Origin of the sequence: Nannocystis bainbridge (assembly GCF_028368995.1) — a bacterium.
Classification (GTDB): Bacteria; Myxococcota_A; Polyangia; order Nannocystales; family Nannocystaceae; genus Nannocystis; species Nannocystis bainbridge.
Map to the genome: position 1 here is coordinate 1085086 of NZ_JAQNDL010000003.1, position 15199 is coordinate 1100284.

Consider the following 15199-nt stretch of genomic DNA (forward strand, 5'->3'; position numbering starts at 1 on the left):
CCTTCACGGCACGCCCTCCTGCAGTCGGCCGGCCAGCGCCTCGGCGTCTTCGGACAGCTCGCTCTCGTAGCCGCACAGCAGCGCGACCGAGAACAGCAGCGCGAGCGCGCCGAGCCAGAGCGCCAGGTTACTGGTGTGGCCCGGCCGCTTCCACTCGGCCTCGGCCGGGGCCGGCAGGCCGTCCTCGAACGCCAGCCGGTCCTTCAGCTTGTCCTCGACGCGGCGACACAATTGGTCGAAGCCCTTCTCGTTCGAGCGGGCGACGTACTTGCCGCGGAAGCCGAGGAACAGGCAGGTCGCGTACACCTGCAGCACGTCGAGCGCGTCCTCGTCGTCGCGGCGGGCGCCGAGCAGCTTCTCGAGGTGGACGAAGAAATTCTCGCCGGCCCGGACCTCGTTGAAGTAGTCGCGCTGCAGCAGGTGGTCGACCCAAAAGTCGGCGACCGGACCCGGGGTGGCCTGGGCGACCTCGTCGATGAAGGCCACCAGCGCGTACTTGATGAGCCGGGCGTTCTCGGCCCCGAACCCGACCTTGCGCGCCGCGGCCTCGGTCGCCTCGACCTGGTCGACCGCGCTGCGGTGGAGCGTCGCCACGTCGGTGACGCCCTCGGGCTGGTTCAGCAGGAGCGCGTGGTCGAAGCAGACCCGCGTCACCTCGTAGATCCGGTGCATGCGCTAGTCCTCCCGCGCCAAGATCCCCATGAGCGTGACCTTGGCCCGCCGCGGGTCGTAGGGCGGCTTGATGTAGATGGCGATGGTCCGCTCGTTGAGGATCTCGCGCCAGTGCGGGTCGTCGGTGGTGACGAGGAAGTAGACCTGCCGCGGACGGATTGGGATCTCGGGCGGCGGGCGGTGAGCGGTCTTCAGCGGCACGCCGAGCACGTTGTTCTTCACGACCAGCGGGATGCGCTTCCAGCTGGCGATCTTGGCCAGCTCGGGCACCTCGTTGGCGACCTGCTGCTGCTCGCCCTCGGCCTCGACCGCGAGCACCCACTGCGTGCAGCGCTGCAGCCGATCGTCGCGCAGCTCGCCGATCCACGAGTTGTCCTGGCGGGCCCGCAGCGGCACCGTCACGAACGCCTCCTGGATCACGAGGCCGAGCAGCCGCTTGATCTCATTGGTCAGCTTGCCGAACGCGCCCTGCAGGTCGTTGTACTGGAACGCCGGCAGCTCGGCCGGGTCGCCCTCCGACGAGAACGTCATCAGCGAGCCGCACAGCCGCGACAGCTCGACGTAGACCGGCCACGGCGAGGTCGCGGGCGCCTCGCTGAAGTGCTTGAGCACCGGGATCGCGCCGCTCAGCGTCTGCAAAAACAGGTAGCGCGTGATGTCCTGGGCGTTGAACTCGATGCGCACGCCGTCGCGGGTGCGCCGCTCCTCGGCCAGCCGGCGCCGCTTGGTCACCGAGAGGCTGAGCAGGTCCTGCAGCGCGGCCAGCAGCGCCGGCGCGGCGCCGATCGTCAGGCACGGCGGGATGTACTCGTCGTTGAGGCGGAACCCGCCGGTCTCGTCGCGCACGACCTCGGCGACCTTGATCGCGGCGTAGTCGTCGCGCGGCTCGCTGCCGAACAGCAGCACCAGGTTCGGCTCGCTGAACTGCAGCTCGCGCTCGCTGCGAGCCATCGTCAGGTCGAACACGTTGCGCGTGACCGTCTTGTAGCGCTGCAGCCCCGCGGTGACCTCGGCGCCGGCGTAGTTGGCCACGCCCTCGCGCATCGTCGGCAGCGCCAGGAACACCTCGACCGAGCGCATGCTCGGCGGGAACGCCGGCGCGATCGGTCGGCTCGCCGGGCGGCTCTGGCTGGTCGCCTCGAACATCACCGCGGTCCCGTCGGGCAGGACGCCGCGGAAGTTGGTGAGCGCGAGCTGGCCCGCCTTGATCGCGCCGGCGTCGAACGAGATCGCCGCGACGCCCCACGACAGCGCGGTCATCACCCCCAGCCGCGCCGCCAGGTTCTGCTCGTGATACAGGTCCTGCTGCTGCATGTGCTGCGGGCACAGCAGCATCCCCTCGTTCCACACGGGTCGTCCGCTCAGCATCGCGTAATCCTCTCCAGTCCTAGCGTCCGGGCAGCTTCGGGGCGGTCGGCGCCGTCGGCTTCGACGGCATGCTCGGCGCCGATGGGGTGCTCGGCGTCGACGGGGTCGTCGGCGTCGTCGGCGTCTTGGGCATCTGCGGCGTCTTCGGCACCTTCGGCACCTCGGCCTTCTTCTTCTTCTTCTTCGGCTTCTTCTTGGCGGTCGAAGGCGCCGCGCACACGGTCTCGAAGGTCGACAGCTCGAAGCCCGACGGCGCGAACGCCCCGCCGGCCAGCTCGCTGCGCTCGAGCGAGACGTAGAGGCACGGCAGCCGCGGCTCCTCGTCCTCGGCCACCGCGGCGCACTGGTCCTCGCGGGTGTTCGGCGGCACCGCCATCGAGGCGTACCAGGCCGAGCCGATCTTCTCGCGGAACTGGGCCACGACCACCAGGTGCGTGGTGTTCGGCTTGAGCGCGATCGTCATCTTGTCGCGCGTCAGCTTGTCGTCGGTCGACGGGTAGGCGACCAGCTCGCGCTTGTCGACGTACTCGTCGCCGAACACCTTCTCGCCCTCGTTGGCGATCGCGTCCGGGTCGAGCGGCTGGTCGAGGCTGGTGATGCCCTTGAGCTGGTAGACCACCAGCGTCGTCGGCCACGACTCGCCGCCCTCGCCGACGTTGACCACGTCGGACACCTGAACTAGCGCCTGCACGCCCGGCTGGGCCTCGCACGGCGGCTTCGACTCGTCACCGGCCCGGCAGCCGAACGCCGCCGCAGCCAACACCAGCGCCGCGGGCCACACGACCGCCGACGGCACCCTTCCCTCGCGCCCTGTCACAGCGGCGAAGGTAGCAGAAACCGTCGCAGCTCCAGCACGGCGATTCACCGTGCGCGACGCCGCCCATGCGCTCGCGGCTCACACGAGCGTCGGTGTGACACCGGTCGACTGCAGCGGCGACTCGTCGTCGGCGCGCGCGAACAGCTCCACGAGATCGCCGCGGCGCAGCTCCGCCACCTGCGCGACGATATCGCGCCCCGACAGCGAGCGACGCAGCGCCACCACGACGTCGAAGCAGCCCGCCACGTAGGCCCGCAGATGGGTCGGATCGGCGCCCGCCGACGTCAGCGCCAGCGTGGCCTGCATCCGCTCGAGCCCGACCTCGACGTTGTCGGCCGCGAGCACCGCGACCGTCGCCCCGCCGGGGCGCCGCGCCGTCGCGCACAGCTCCGCGACCTCGACCCCGCCGAGGTCCTGTACGAACAGAAAGTCGGGTCGCATCCGCGCCGCGCTGCGGACCGCCGCGGTGGCGTCGCGGGCCGCGTCGAGGACGATCGCCCGGCTCGCCAGCGCGGCCGCGATCGGCCCGCGGTGGACCGCGACCACCCGCGCGTCGCCGGGCAGCTCGCTGGCCATCGCCCCGAGCAGCGCGCCGGTGTCGGCGCGGGTCGATGCGCACACAAGGAAATTCAGGCGCTGCCGCAGCGCCGCGGACAGCATCTCGGCGGCCGCGGGCGACAGCGTCTTGCGCTCGCCGAGCGCGGCCAACGACAGCGTATCGCCCGCCGCGCGGGTCAGCACGAGGATCGGGCCCGAGGCCGCGATCGGGCGCCCGATCGCGTGCACGGCCACGCCGGCCTCGGTGACGCCGTCGACGATCGGCGCCGACGCCGTCGTGCGGGTGCCGACCAGGCGCTCGAGCGCGAGCCCGACCGCCTGCTCGCACGAGAAGCGGGCCGGGTGGCGCGAGCGCTGCTCGCCGCGCCGGACCTCGATGTGGCTGGCGCCGGCGACCAGCACCTCCGACACCGCGGCGTCGGCGAGGATGTCGTCGAGCGGACCGGTGCCCGCGACCTCCTGGGCCAGCCAATCGATCCACTGCCGCCGCTGGCGCGGATCGGCCATCGTCAGCGTGCGCTCGACGATCTCGCGCGCGGCCGCGAGCGCGCGCACCCGCGCTTGCGGCCCCGGGGGCTCGCCGAGCAGCGCCTCCGAGGTCTGGCGGAACGCCAGCGCGAGCGCGTCGTCGAGCGTGCGCGGCGGCTCGGGGTCGGGCTCGGTGCGTCGCGGCGAGACCGCGGTGCGGCGCACATCCGCGCCGTACGGACGGGCGGGGACGTCGGGGGCGTCAGGAGAGATCCGGAACGATCCGCTGCCGGCCGGGCCGACCTGCTCGACCGTGCGGGCGGGGATGCGCTCGACGTCGTGGGCCGCGATCGGGTCGGTCGGGGTCGGCTCGGCCGAGCCGAGCAGCAAGTCCGGCGGCTCGCCGATCGGCTCCGGACCGCCCTGGAACTCGTCGTATTCGCCCTGCGGCTCGCCCTCGCCGTAGGCCTGCGGATCCTCGAAGTCAGGCCCGCCGCCATACGACTCCTGGACCTCGTGGCCCTCCTCGGCCCGCTCGAAGTGGAGCGTGAACACGCCGATGTCGACCGCGTCGTGCGGCGCCAGCACCACCGGCCCCCGCACCATCTCACCGTTGACGAAGGTGCCGTTGGTCGAGTTGTTGTCGACCAGGACGATGCCCTCTTCGTTCTCGATCACGCGGGCGTGGACGCTCGACACGCGGTTGTTCGGCAACACCACGTGGTTGCGGTCGACGCGACCGACCGTGATCTGCGGCAGCGTGAACTCGTGAACCTCGTCCTGACTGGAGTCTTGGCGGCGGATCGTGACGCGGATCATCAGTGGTTGCTCCCGCGCGCGCGCGGCGGTCTGCTCGACATGATTGACTCGAGTCGGGCGGGAAGGTAAGGACCCTATGGTACCCAATGAGCCAGGTGGAGCGGCACATGAATCTGCGGGCGCCTGCGAACTCCGACCTTCGAGGCAAGCTCGCCTGGCGTCGGCCCCTCGCGGTGCTCCTCCTCACGGCCACGGCGCTGGTCGCGAGCGCATGCGCTCGCCGGCTCGATCTCACTCCGGGTGAGTTCGGGCGCATCAAGGACAAGGACTCCGAGCTCAAGACCCTGCGCGTGGTCCCCAACAAGACGCTCATCTCGATTTACCGCGAGTCGTCGGTCAATCAGAGCTACGAGGTCAACAAGCGCAAGATCACCGAGCGCGGCGCCTACCGCCCGCTCGAGCGCATCATCGGCAAGAACACCCCCGGCAAGGTCGTCGGCACCAGCGAGCAGAACGGCATGCCGGTGCTGTGGGTCAGCTTCGACAACGAGTGCGAAGACACGGCCTGCAGCTACGCCTTCGCCCAGACCGAGCTCGATCGCTACACCTTGATCAAGGTCCCCGACCGCGAGAAGTACGACGAGCCGGTCAGCTACCGCCGCAACTCCTTCAAGCGCAACCAGCTGCGCTACACCAAGCAGCGCTCGCTCGCCGAGGCCAACGAGGTGTTCGCGGTCGTGCGCAAGTCGGGCAAGGTCCTCACCATCGACCTGCAGATCCGCAAGGACGTCTACCGCCCGACCCGCTCCGCCGTCGAGCGCGCCGGCGGCGCCGACTGAACCTGTCCGTACGGACAGCTCCCTCCCGCCCCGCGCGATCGCCTGACCCTCGAGTCAGGTGGTCGCGCGCTCGCGTTGCTCCCGCCCCCGCGCGATCGCCTGACCCTCGAGTCAGGTGGTCGCGCGCTCGCGTTTGCCCGGACAGCTGCCCGCGGCGGCCCTCCGGCGGCAGATCTGCTCCCGCGCCGAAGCGCCCGTTCGATCGGCCGGGCGAACCCCAGTTCGCCGGATGTCCCCGCGCCACCCGGTGCGGGCGTCGATCTCCTCGGCCCCGCGTCGTCGAGGATGATCTCGTCGCCGGCGCTGCCGGTCCCATGCACCGCGACGTGGGCAGCACGTCCCGGACTCTGTCGTCCCCGCACCGCTGCAGCCGTCCCCGCCCGTGCCCGCCGGTCCGGCTCGCCTTTCGTGACGTCCATCGGACAGACCTCCGCCGATCACTGCGTGCCGCCCTCGGCTACGCATGTCTTATGAGACATGTTTCAATGGACACATGACCGTGTTGCTCTCCGCTCGCCGGCGCAACTCATGAGCGACCCCATCGACGAGCATCACCCGGGATCGACCCGTGCTCCTGCTCTGCCGCCCTTCACGGATCGACGCGATAGCGATCGATGAACGGTCCGCGATCGTCCGACTCGTCGTCCTCGGTGCCGTTGTCGTCGAGCCACAGCGAGACCAGCAGATCGACCGTGCCGTCCGGCTGCGGATCGGCGAAGACCCCCGCCGGCTCGAGGTCGAGCGGGAGCTCGATCGCCTCGTCCCCGCGCGTGCGACCGACCTGCGGATGCACCACCAGCTTGCGCGGCTCGGGCAGCGCGTACACCAGCGCCGGGTAACCGCTCGCGTCGAGGTCGAGCAGCACGAGGTGGACGTAGTAGACGGGCGGGCCGAACGGCGCGTTCGTCTGCGTGGGGCCCGCGTCGGTCCAGGCGGCGACCCGGGTGAACCTCCCGCCTGTCTCGCCCCGCGCGACCGCAAACTCCCCCGGCTGCTGCCCCTGTCCGGCCACGAACGTGGTCGCCGCGCCGACGAGGTCGACGACACCATCGGTGTCGACATCCCGTGCGAGCACCGTCGCCGCCATGGGCGGCAACACGGGCGCGTCGTTCAGCGTCCCCGGCGTGAGCATGCCTTGCGCGTCGCTCCACATCGTCCACACGCGCCCGACTCCGTCCACGAGCACCAGGTCGTCGCGCCCGTCGGCGTCGAGGTCGACGACCACCGTGACGATGTTGTCCCGCGCCACGAATGGCCCCAGATCCAGCTCTTGCTCGAGCTCGAACATCTGCCCCGGCGGCGCGCCCGGCTTCGCCCGAAACACGTACGCCCGGTGCAGGTTGGTCGCGAACACCAGATCGGTTGCGCCGTCGCCGTCGAAGTCGCCGAATGCCCCGTCGAACCGGCTCTCCGGGTCGCCGTGGTACTCCGGCCTGTACTCCCAGAACAGGTACCGCTCGTAGTCGAACTGGTACCCCGGGCGCGTATGGAGCACGATGCCGCCGAACGCGACTGCCTGGACGTCGTACGACCAGTACTCGTACTGCATCAGCGCCAGCAGGTCGCTGAAGCCATCACCGTCGAAATCTCGGCCGCTCGCGCGGTAGACCGTGTGTTCCAGGCCGTCCTCACCGCGAAACTCCCCCCGGTACAAAACATCCCAGGAGTGCGGGCCTTCCCTCGTCACGCGATAGTTGCCGCTGTACCCCTCCCCATCCACGTAATAGTCGCGCGAACCATCACCGCCGAAGTCGCCCGCGAGGAAGACCCCGCCGCCGATTGGGGTCGGCTTCCGCTCGACCTTGAGACAGACCTCCCCATCGACCGAGATCCCGTCGCCGCAGTGGCGGAACGATGGCGACGGCGCCATCTCGTCGCCGCAGGCGGCAACGAGTACGAGCACGGCCAGCGCTCGTCGAAGGGGCATGGTCCGACACCCTAGCGCGCGCATGTGTGCCTGTCCAGGTCGCGCCGACGACGACGGAGGAACAGGGGCGCGAGCCCAAGGAGCCACGCGCCGCTCGCGGGTTCCGTCGCGCAGCCGCAGCGAGGCTACACTTGCCGGTCGGGATCGGTCCGTCGTCGGTCGGGACATAGCCGGGCTCGGTCGGCCGTTCGTCGAGGAAGCTGCGGATCTGGCTGGCATTCGCGACGCAGTTCGGCCCGTGAACAGGGGTCGATACGCCCGCGTTGGCGATCTGCGAGATCGCGCTGCACTTGTTGTCGTAGGTGAGCTCGGAGTACAGGCGCCCGATAGCGAACGTGCCCATGAAGTCGGCGAGTGTCTCCCTCAAGGAGAGGCTCTCGTCGGTGCTGTCGAGCACGCAGGCCGGCTTGCACATCATGTCCCCGGGGCCCCCGCAGCCGCTGCCGACGACGCCGTAACCCGGCGCCCTCAGCCATCGGCACGGCGATCGGCGCCCCGCGGCGCAACCAGCCGACGGGAGACCCGTTGCCGTGCACGAAGACCTCCGTACAGCAGCTCGCGCCCGGGGCACAGGGCTCGTCACACGAGTCCGCGGCGGCCTCGATCGCCCGCGCCCCGACCTCCTCCGCGCTATCATCACAACCGGCCGATAACGCCAACGCCAACAAACAAACCTGTGAGTCACGCACCTGCTCGATTCCTCCTGCCACCATGGGCATACGCGAGTGAAGCAGCGTCACCCGCCCTGTCCAGGCACCGCCCATTTGCGTTCCCACGCGAACAGCCGTTGGGGGTACGCAGCTCGGGTTGCAGGTGTAAACGACGTCCGAGGCTTCGCGCTCCCTCGCTCGCCTCCAGAGCGCTGGCCCCCGCCCTCGTGATGCGGAGGCTGCGCTCAGTATCATGCCGAGCGATAGGACATGTTCACAAGAACATGTCTGTTCGGAGTCCCGCGACCTCGCGGTGGTCTACCCGCCTGTGGGCACCTGCGTCGTGTTCTCGAGCCGCGTGCGGGTCCAGGCGCTGCGCGGGGCGATGAACACCCCGTCGCGGAACACCAGCGGGCGCTTCTCGGCGGCGTCGATGCGCTCCTCGCAGGGCGTCGCGGTGTTCTTGGGGTCGCAGTCCTTGCTGCGGATCGTCTCGTCGACGATCGGCACGCCCTTCTCGAACTTGAGCAGGCGGACCAGGTCGTAGCGGCGGATCCACCCGTCCTTGAGCGTCAGCTCGAAGTGGTCCGAGAGCACGAAGCGAGCCGGGCCGATGTCGACCCCGTCCTCGATCATCGGCGCGCTGACGAACCGCTGCTCGACCAGCGGCAGCAGCTGGGCCTCGCGCGAGCACTTGGCCCCGGGCTGGTCTTTGGGACAGTTCTCGCTCTCGACCACCAGCACCTTGGCGTCGACGCCGAGCGGCTCCAGGCGCAGGCGGGGCCGCTGGGCCGGGGCCTGGACGCTGCCGATCCCGCGGACCTCGAGGCCGCGCTCGACCCATCGGACCAGCGCGACCGGGCCGAGCGCGTCGCCGTTGCCGAGGTCCTGGATCCGCGCCCACACCAGCAGCGCCCCGTCCTCGCCCTGCGTGAACGTCACGTCGCCGTCGCCGAGGCGGCGCTTGTCGAGCGGTCGCGCGGTGGCCCGCGGATCCTCCTTGAGGTTGTCCGGCCAGGTCACCTCGATCGGCCGGCCGCTGCACTCGCGCGGCTCGTCCGGCGGCTCCATCGCCATGCGATTGAAGTTGCGGACCAGCACCGAGTACCACACGTCGACCGGCAGGGTCTGGGTGTCCGCCTCGTTGGCGCGCTCGGCCGCCACCATCGACGGGCAGACCGGCATGTCGCGGTCCTTCGGCTTGCAAGCGCCGGCGGCGAGGAGCAGCGCCGTCCCGGCGAACATCGTCATCATCGACCTACGCATCTTCGTCCTCCTCGGCGTCTTCGCCGGACTGCACGCGGATCCCGGCGCGCGCGAGCTCCTCGCGGATCGCTCGCCCGGCCGCCGTGCGGAACACCTTGCCCAGACCCTCGTCGCCGTCGCCGAACACCGACTCGTAGCGCTCCTCGAAGCGGCGCCACAGCGCCCCCGCGCGGGTCGGCCAGGCCGCCGTCACCGAGCGCTCGATCTCCCGCGGCGACAGCGTCTCGCCGACCTTCTGCCCGCCGCTCACCGTCCCGCGCAGCGCCCCGCGCAGGTGGGCCATCGCCGCCGCGAACACCTCCGCCAGCTGGTGCGCCCGCTCCTCGCGGGTCGCTCGCCAGTCGAGCAAGTAGCGCAGCAGGTCCGCGTCCGACTCGGCGATCAGCAGCGGGTTCTCGTCGCCGTCGACGCGCACCCCGAGCTCGCCGCCCTGGCGGTGCATCAGCTCCTGCAGCTCGACGGTGGCGACCGCGAAGGCCCGCAGCGCGGCGACGCAGCGGTCGAGGAAGCGGCGGGTCTCGTCGACGTTGCCGGGCGGGCGCAGGCCCTCGAGCAGCTGCTCGGCCGCCTGCGCGACCGCCCCGAGCTCGGCCTGCTGATAGAACTCGGCGCCGCCGTGGTCGAGCGCGGCCGGGCCCTCGCTACCTGTCCCGAAGGACAGCGGCGGGAACTCGCGCTGCAGCAGCAGCGCCTCGCCGCGGTCGCGCCCGGTCGACAGCTCGGCCATCGACTCGCCGAGGGCCGCGTCCCAGGCCATGTGGCCCTCGCGCAGCTTCTCGTACAGCGGCCGCAGGCGCAGGATCGCCTGGTGCAGCCGCGACAGGTTCATCTGCTGCGTCCCGCCCTCGGGCATCAGCGACGGCGGCTCGTCGCCGTCGCCGAGCTCGCCCTGCGCCGACCGGCGGTCGCGCATGTGCAGCTCGTCCGGCGGCGTCGGCCCCGGCGCCCCGCCGCGCGGGCGGGCCCCGCGAGGAGCTGGCTCTTCGAACAGGTCCGGAGGGCCAGATTGCTGCTGTTGCTGCGGCTGCTGGGCGCCCTCGACCTTGTGCTCGATCAGCAGCTCGACCGGGCCGATGGCGATCTTGACGCGGCCGCGGACCTCGACCCGGCCGCCGGACGCGACCCGCTGGCCGTCGACGCTGAGGCCGTTGGCGCCGCCGAGGTCCTCGACGCGGGCGCCGCGGGCGTCGAACTTGGCGACCGCGTGCCACGACGACACGAACTTGTAGGGCAGCTGCAGCTCGTTGCCCGGGTCGCGACCGATGCGCACCGGGCCGCGCTGGAACTCGTGGCGCTTCGAGCGGTGCTCCTCGGTGTCGATCACCGTCACGACCAGGCTGAACTTCGGGACCTGTCCTTTGATCAAGCCGCTCCCTCGCGCCGCTTGCCCATCGGCACTGCCATGCGGGTGGTGAGGCCGGCCTGCTTGCTGCGGGCCAGCCACAGATCGTCGGCCAGCCGGCGCTCGCCGAGGCGGGCCGGCGGGTACGTCATGTCCTGGATCTCGAGGATCATGTCGAGGTGGAGCGGCTCGTCGAGGAAGGTGTCGAGCACCTCCGCCGCGCGCTCGTAGGCGCGGCCGCCGGGCGTGAAGTCCTTGTAGTTGTCGCCCGACAGCGGGCCGACCACCACCCGCGCCGCGCCGGAGCGGTGCATCACGCTGGTGCCGAGCACCGACGTCGCCCCGACGCTGGCCGTGCCGCCGCCGAGGCGCGACCACTCGGCCGGGTCGATCGGCATCCACTCGCCGGTGAACGGCTCGCAGCGGATCTGCGCGGCGCCGAGGCAGTCGTCGAGCGCGATCCGCAGCGCCGCCTCGAGCATCTGCGGCGAGCGCACGCCCGACGCCAGCACCGGCGCCAGGCGCAGCAGGTGGCCGATCGACAGCGCCCGCGCCCGCTCGCCGACCCCGAGCAGCGCCAGCACGCGCAGCGTCCACGGATCCTTGCCGTCCTCGCGGAAGCCGCCCGGGTAGTCGAGCTGACGCACCCCGCGGTACAGCAGGCTGAGGAGGCGGTGGTGGAACAGCCCCAGCACCCCGCGCACGACCTCGCCGTGGTCGTCGTCGCGATCTGCCTCTTCGGCCATGTGCAGCGGCAGCGGCGTGGCCGCGCCGGTGAGGCCGAAGAAGTCGGCGACCAGGCGCGCGCGCAGGCCGTCGGGCCCGCGCTCGAGCGCCACCGACTCGACCTCCGCGCGCAGGAACCCGAGCCCCGGCGCGTGGCCGAGCAGCACCCGCTCGTCCTGGAAGCGCTCGCCGGCCCCGAGCTCGCCGCCGCCGGTGGCGGCCGTCAGCACGTCGACCGCGGTGAAGAAATCGACCAGACCTGGCGCTTCGGCCAGGCGCTCGGCCCACGACTCCGCCGTCTCCTTTACAGGCCGATCTGCACGGGCCACGCGAACTCCGCCTTGGAGGGGACGAGGGTGATGACGACCTCGCTGGCCGCGTTGAGGCTGACGAGCGAGCCGAACAGCGCGTTGAGCACCCCGCCGAACACGAACGCGTTGCCGGCCGAGGGGAAGCCCGACTCGTCGAGCTCGATGCGGGTGCGCACCGCCCGGATCGGGATGCCGTAGACCAGCCGCGTCACCGTCTCGCGCTGCAGCCGGCGCACCGACTCGATCTGGCGCTCGTTGCCGCGGCCGATCTGCACGTTGCCGAGGCCCTGGAGGTTGTAGAGCCCGAGCAACGCGCGCAGCGCCTCGACCTCGACCAGGCCGCGCTGGCCGATCGCCAGATGCGACAGCATGCGCCACAGCGCCTCGGACCCGAGCGGCACGCGGATCGGCGCCGTCACCTGGGTGATGTTCTCGTAGCCGCGGAACATCGCGCCCGGGGTGGTCTCGGTGATCTGGCCCGGCTGCAGCTCGCGCGGCAGGCCGCGGTTGGTGCACACCAGCTCGATCGACACCGACTCTTCTTGCGTCGGCGCCGAGCCGGCCGGCTCGTCGAGCGTGATGTACGTGTCGACCCCGTCGTCGATCGCCTCGACCCGGCGCAGCGAGTAGTGCGGCGTCGACCGGGCCGCGCCCGCGTGGGTGAAGCGGTAGAACGGCAGGAACTGGCGCCGGGTGTTGGTCGCGCGCCCGACCCCGGTCACGCCGCGGACCTCGTAGACCTCCATGTGCCGCGGGTCGACCCCGTCGGCGCGCAGCAGGTGCTCGCGCTCGAGCGGCGAGTACTGCACCGGCTCGGCCGCGACCTCGAACAGGTTGACCGCGGGCGTGCAGTGGAGGCGGAACGTGTCCTTGCCGACCTGGGTCGGCAGCGGCGGCGGGCGCTCGAACTCGAGGCGCAGCGTCAGCTCGTTGGTGGTCAGCTTGACCTTGTCGAGGCCGAGCAGATCGAAGAAGTGGTACTTCTCCGGCAGCGTGAAGTACTCGAGGATCGCGCGGTAGCCGGTCGGCGCCGTGTCGGGCCACGGGAACACCGCCGTGTCGCGCGACAGCCCGACCAGCTCGATCGCCTTGGCCCCGAGCTGGACCGTCCCGCCCTCGCCCTCGCCGGTCTTGGCGCTCGCGCCGGTGAAGTGGCGCGACAGCCACATCATCAGCGTCGCCGGCAGCGACGGCTCGCGGTGGTGGAGGAAGAACCGCAGCCGCTCGCACTCGGCCAGCACGCCCTTGCCGGTCTCCGACAGCCGCAGGGTGATCTTGATCGCCGGGCGGGCCGCCACCGAGTCGTCGAGCGTCGCGTCGACCACCTCGACCGGCGCGAGGTCGACGTCCCAGCACGTGCGGAACTTGCAGGCTGTCCCTTCGACCAGGCGCGACTGCAGCACCCGGCCCTTCGCCACCTTGTGGCGGTTCCGCAGCGCCCGCATGTTGGGCTGGAACTCGACGATCGTGGCCGCCGGCAGCGGCCGCAGGTAGTGCGGCAGCAGCAGCTCGGCCAGCCCGTGGACGATGCTCGGCGCCACCGCGTCCATGCGCGCGCGGATGCCGGCGGCCTGGAACGCGAACGCCTCGATCAGCCGCTCGACGTCGGGGTCGCTGCTGCGCTCCTTGAGCAGGCCGGCGGTGGCGGGGTTGGCCTCCGCGAACGCGCGCGCCATCTCGGTGATGAACGCGAGCTCGCTCTTGTAGTAGTGCGAAAAGCTCATCGCTGCCTCACCGCCCCGAGACCTGGATCTTGCCGGTCGAAGTCATCTCGGTGCGCACGCGGAACACCCCGCGCTGAGCCCCGCTGGCCAGCCGCGCCGACACCTCGAACGCGATCATCAGCGTGTCGCCGCTCGGGACCGGGTGGACCGAGACGTTGCGCAGGCGCGGCTCGTACTTGAGGATCGTGGCGCGGATGCTCTGCTGCAGCACCTGCGTCGCCTCGGGAAAATTGTGGACGACGTCGGCGAAGTCGACGATGCCGAAGTCCGACGCCGACAGCGACTCGCCGGAGCGCGTGTTGAGCAGCTCCTGCAGGTGCGTCACGATCGACTCGAGCTCGCCGATCCGCTGCCCGCCCGTCGACAGTCGCGCCAACAACCCCCGGCGCGGCGCTTTCGGGCCCGACCCCTGGCTCGTGGAATTCATCGGCCTGCTCGATCCCCCCGTCGGTGCGCGCGACGCCGCGCCTCCCGGCCCGGCGGACTGCGACGATAGCAGGCGGGCGGGGCCGCGGACCAGACGGCTCCGCCTCGCGCCCCCGCGCGCACGCGCGCATGCGAGCGCGCGGCGGACGCCCGCCCACATCACATGACCAATCGGACAGGTTCTGAAATTTGGCCGGAGGCCGCGGCCCGACGCCATGACTCTGGCGAACGAAGCGGAGCGCGGGCCCGCCCCGATCTGCCTCCGCGCCTCCTCGCGGCGTCGACGCGGAGGCGGCGGCGCGCCTCGCCGGGGCGCCTCGCGGATCTCCTCGCACACGCGGCTCCGCGCCTCGCCCCCGCGCCGGACCGGCCCCGGCGCCGCGATCTCGGCGCCGTCGGTCCGCGCTCCGCCGCGACGCGCTCGCTCGCGGCGCCGCCAAAGGCGATCGGCCGGGCCGGTCCACCCACCACCCTGTCCCGAAGGACATGTCCGAACGCTCACTCCGTCCGGACATCCAGCCCTCCACCGGCTCGCTACGCGCTCACGTCGGGTCCCTGGCGAACGCCGTGACCTCTGCCGGCAACTGCACCCACGCGTGGCGGCGGCAGTCGTAGACCGAGTCCTGCGGCGGCGGGAAGCTCGGGTCGGCGAACGCCCCGACCGCCACCAGCACCGGCGCGCCCTCGTCGCCCTCCTCCGTGTGGAACACCGACGACCCGCACACCGGGCAGAACCGGAACCTGAAGCTCGCCCCGCGATCGCCGGTCCGCACGTACTCGCTCGCCGCGCCGGTCACCGCGTACGGCCCCGCGAACGCCGCCAGGGCCGCGAACACGCTGCCCGTGCGCTGCTGGCAGGCGAGGCAGTGACACACCCCGACCCCGAGCGGCTCACCGTGGACTTCGATGCGCAGCTGGCCGCAGCAACAGGACGCCGTTCGCGAACGCATGGTGGTTCTCCTCGGCGAGCGTAACCCACGCCGGCCCGGCGGGGCAACCACCGGGGCTCCGAGGACATGTCTCCATGAACATGCTCCAAAGCACATGCTCCAAAAGCCATGCCGTCATCGATCCTGCCTCCTCGCTATGATCGCCAATGGTGGGACCATCGATCGACTCGCATCGACCTCCCGGCTGCGCAATGATGGCAACCGGCGCAACGCCTCGGCCGGACTCGCGCCGAGCGCGAGCTGGGTCGCCGGATCGGGGTTCTCTCGCTCGGGCGAGTCCGCCGCCGCTCGCCGGTATCGCGCACTCGACATTGCCGGCGCCCCGGTGCCCGCTCCCCGATTCAGGACTTCCGACGCGCCCACGACAAAGCACCCCGCGCTGGAGTACCGTGGCCT

The 15199-nt window shown here is 71.4% G+C and carries 12 protein-coding genes and 1 pseudogene; 1 reads left to right on the forward strand and 12 read right to left on the reverse strand.

Annotated elements, in window-relative coordinates; genetic code table 11:
- Window positions 1-3: 3 nt before the first annotated feature.
- The 4 genes from POL25_RS29585 to POL25_RS29600 all read right to left on the reverse strand — a co-directional run bounded on the left by POL25_RS29585 (window position 4) and on the right by POL25_RS29600 (window position 4702).
- A complete protein-coding gene (locus POL25_RS29585) occupies window positions 4-672 on the reverse strand; it encodes a DotU family type IV/VI secretion system protein (protein ID WP_272089596.1) in 669 nt (222 codons plus the stop codon).
- Window positions 673-675: 3 nt separating this feature from the next.
- Window positions 676-2040, reverse strand: a complete 1365-nt coding sequence (gene tssK / locus POL25_RS29590) for a type VI secretion system baseplate subunit TssK (RefSeq protein ID WP_272089597.1) — start codon at window positions 2038-2040, stop codon at window positions 676-678.
- Between the two features lie 19 nt (window positions 2041-2059).
- Entirely contained in the window at window positions 2060-2857 is a 798-nt protein-coding gene (gene tssJ / locus POL25_RS29595) for a type VI secretion system lipoprotein TssJ (RefSeq protein WP_272089598.1), read from the reverse strand.
- A gap of 78 nt (window positions 2858-2935) precedes the next feature.
- Window positions 2936-4702 (reverse strand): FHA domain-containing protein, encoded by a 1767-nt coding sequence (locus POL25_RS29600; RefSeq protein WP_272089599.1) that lies wholly within the window; start codon window positions 4700-4702, stop codon window positions 2936-2938.
- A 173-nt stretch (window positions 4703-4875) separates the two neighbouring features.
- Here POL25_RS29600 and POL25_RS29605 point away from each other — a divergent pair, with 173 nt between their 5' ends.
- Complete coding sequence (locus POL25_RS29605; RefSeq protein ID WP_272089600.1) at window positions 4876-5481, forward strand: hypothetical protein; 606 nt, start codon at window positions 4876-4878, stop codon at window positions 5479-5481.
- A gap of 589 nt (window positions 5482-6070) precedes the next feature.
- On the opposite strand, the gene POL25_RS29610 is transcribed toward POL25_RS29605, so the two are convergent.
- The 8 genes and pseudogenes from POL25_RS29610 to POL25_RS29640 all read right to left on the reverse strand — a co-directional run bounded on the left by POL25_RS29610 (window position 6071) and on the right by POL25_RS29640 (window position 14803).
- Entirely contained in the window at window positions 6071-7408 is a 1338-nt protein-coding gene (locus POL25_RS29610; protein WP_272089601.1) for an FG-GAP repeat domain-containing protein, read from the reverse strand.
- A gap of 11 nt (window positions 7409-7419) precedes the next feature.
- Window positions 7420-7515, reverse strand: a pseudogene (locus tag POL25_RS45030) (hypothetical protein); the annotation flags it as partial.
- 861 nt (window positions 7516-8376) lie between these two features.
- Window positions 8377-9324, reverse strand: coding sequence for a hypothetical protein (locus POL25_RS29615; protein WP_272089602.1), 948 nt, complete (start codon window positions 9322-9324; stop codon window positions 8377-8379).
- Window positions 9317-10690 (reverse strand): FHA domain-containing protein, encoded by a 1374-nt coding sequence (locus POL25_RS29620; protein ID WP_272089603.1) that lies wholly within the window; start codon window positions 10688-10690, stop codon window positions 9317-9319. Before POL25_RS29620 ends, POL25_RS29615 begins: the two co-directional genes overlap by 8 nt.
- A complete protein-coding gene (gene tssG, locus POL25_RS29625; protein ID WP_272089604.1) occupies window positions 10687-11721 on the reverse strand; it encodes a type VI secretion system baseplate subunit TssG in 1035 nt (344 codons plus the stop codon). The genes POL25_RS29620 and tssG overlap by 4 nt, the downstream gene beginning before the upstream one ends.
- Entirely contained in the window at window positions 11697-13427 is a 1731-nt protein-coding gene (gene tssF / locus POL25_RS29630; RefSeq protein WP_272089605.1) for a type VI secretion system baseplate subunit TssF, read from the reverse strand. The genes tssG and tssF overlap by 25 nt, the downstream gene beginning before the upstream one ends.
- 7 nt (window positions 13428-13434) lie before the next feature.
- Window positions 13435-13854, reverse strand: coding sequence for a type VI secretion system baseplate subunit TssE (gene tssE, locus POL25_RS29635; RefSeq protein WP_272089606.1), 420 nt, complete (start codon window positions 13852-13854; stop codon window positions 13435-13437).
- A 541-nt stretch (window positions 13855-14395) separates the two neighbouring features.
- Complete coding sequence (locus tag POL25_RS29640) at window positions 14396-14803, reverse strand: GFA family protein (RefSeq protein WP_272089607.1); 408 nt, start codon at window positions 14801-14803, stop codon at window positions 14396-14398.
- Between the last annotated feature and the right edge of the window lie 396 nt (window positions 14804-15199).

What these genes read in the sequence shown, in the direction of transcription:
- POL25_RS29585 (WP_272089596.1), bottom strand. Translation starts at nt 672, where the DNA reads ATGCACCGGATCTACGAGGTGACGCGGGTCTGCTTCGACCACGCGCTC.
- tssK (WP_272089597.1), bottom strand. Translation starts at nt 2,040, where the DNA reads ATGCTGAGCGGACGACCCGTGTGGAACGAGGGGATGCTGCTGTGCCCG.
- POL25_RS29600 (WP_272089599.1), bottom strand. Translation starts at nt 4,702, where the DNA reads ATGATCCGCGTCACGATCCGCCGCCAAGACTCCAGTCAGGACGAGGTT.
- POL25_RS29610 (WP_272089601.1), bottom strand. Translation starts at nt 7,408, where the DNA reads ATGCCCCTTCGACGAGCGCTGGCCGTGCTCGTACTCGTTGCCGCCTGC.
- POL25_RS29615 (WP_272089602.1), bottom strand. Translation starts at nt 9,324, where the DNA reads ATGCGTAGGTCGATGATGACGATGTTCGCCGGGACGGCGCTGCTCCTC.
- tssF (WP_272089605.1), bottom strand. Translation starts at nt 13,427, where the DNA reads ATGAGCTTTTCGCACTACTACAAGAGCGAGCTCGCGTTCATCACCGAG.
- tssE (WP_272089606.1), bottom strand. Translation starts at nt 13,854, where the DNA reads ATGAATTCCACGAGCCAGGGGTCGGGCCCGAAAGCGCCGCGCCGGGGG.
- POL25_RS29640 (WP_272089607.1), bottom strand. Translation starts at nt 14,803, where the DNA reads ATGCGTTCGCGAACGGCGTCCTGTTGCTGCGGCCAGCTGCGCATCGAA.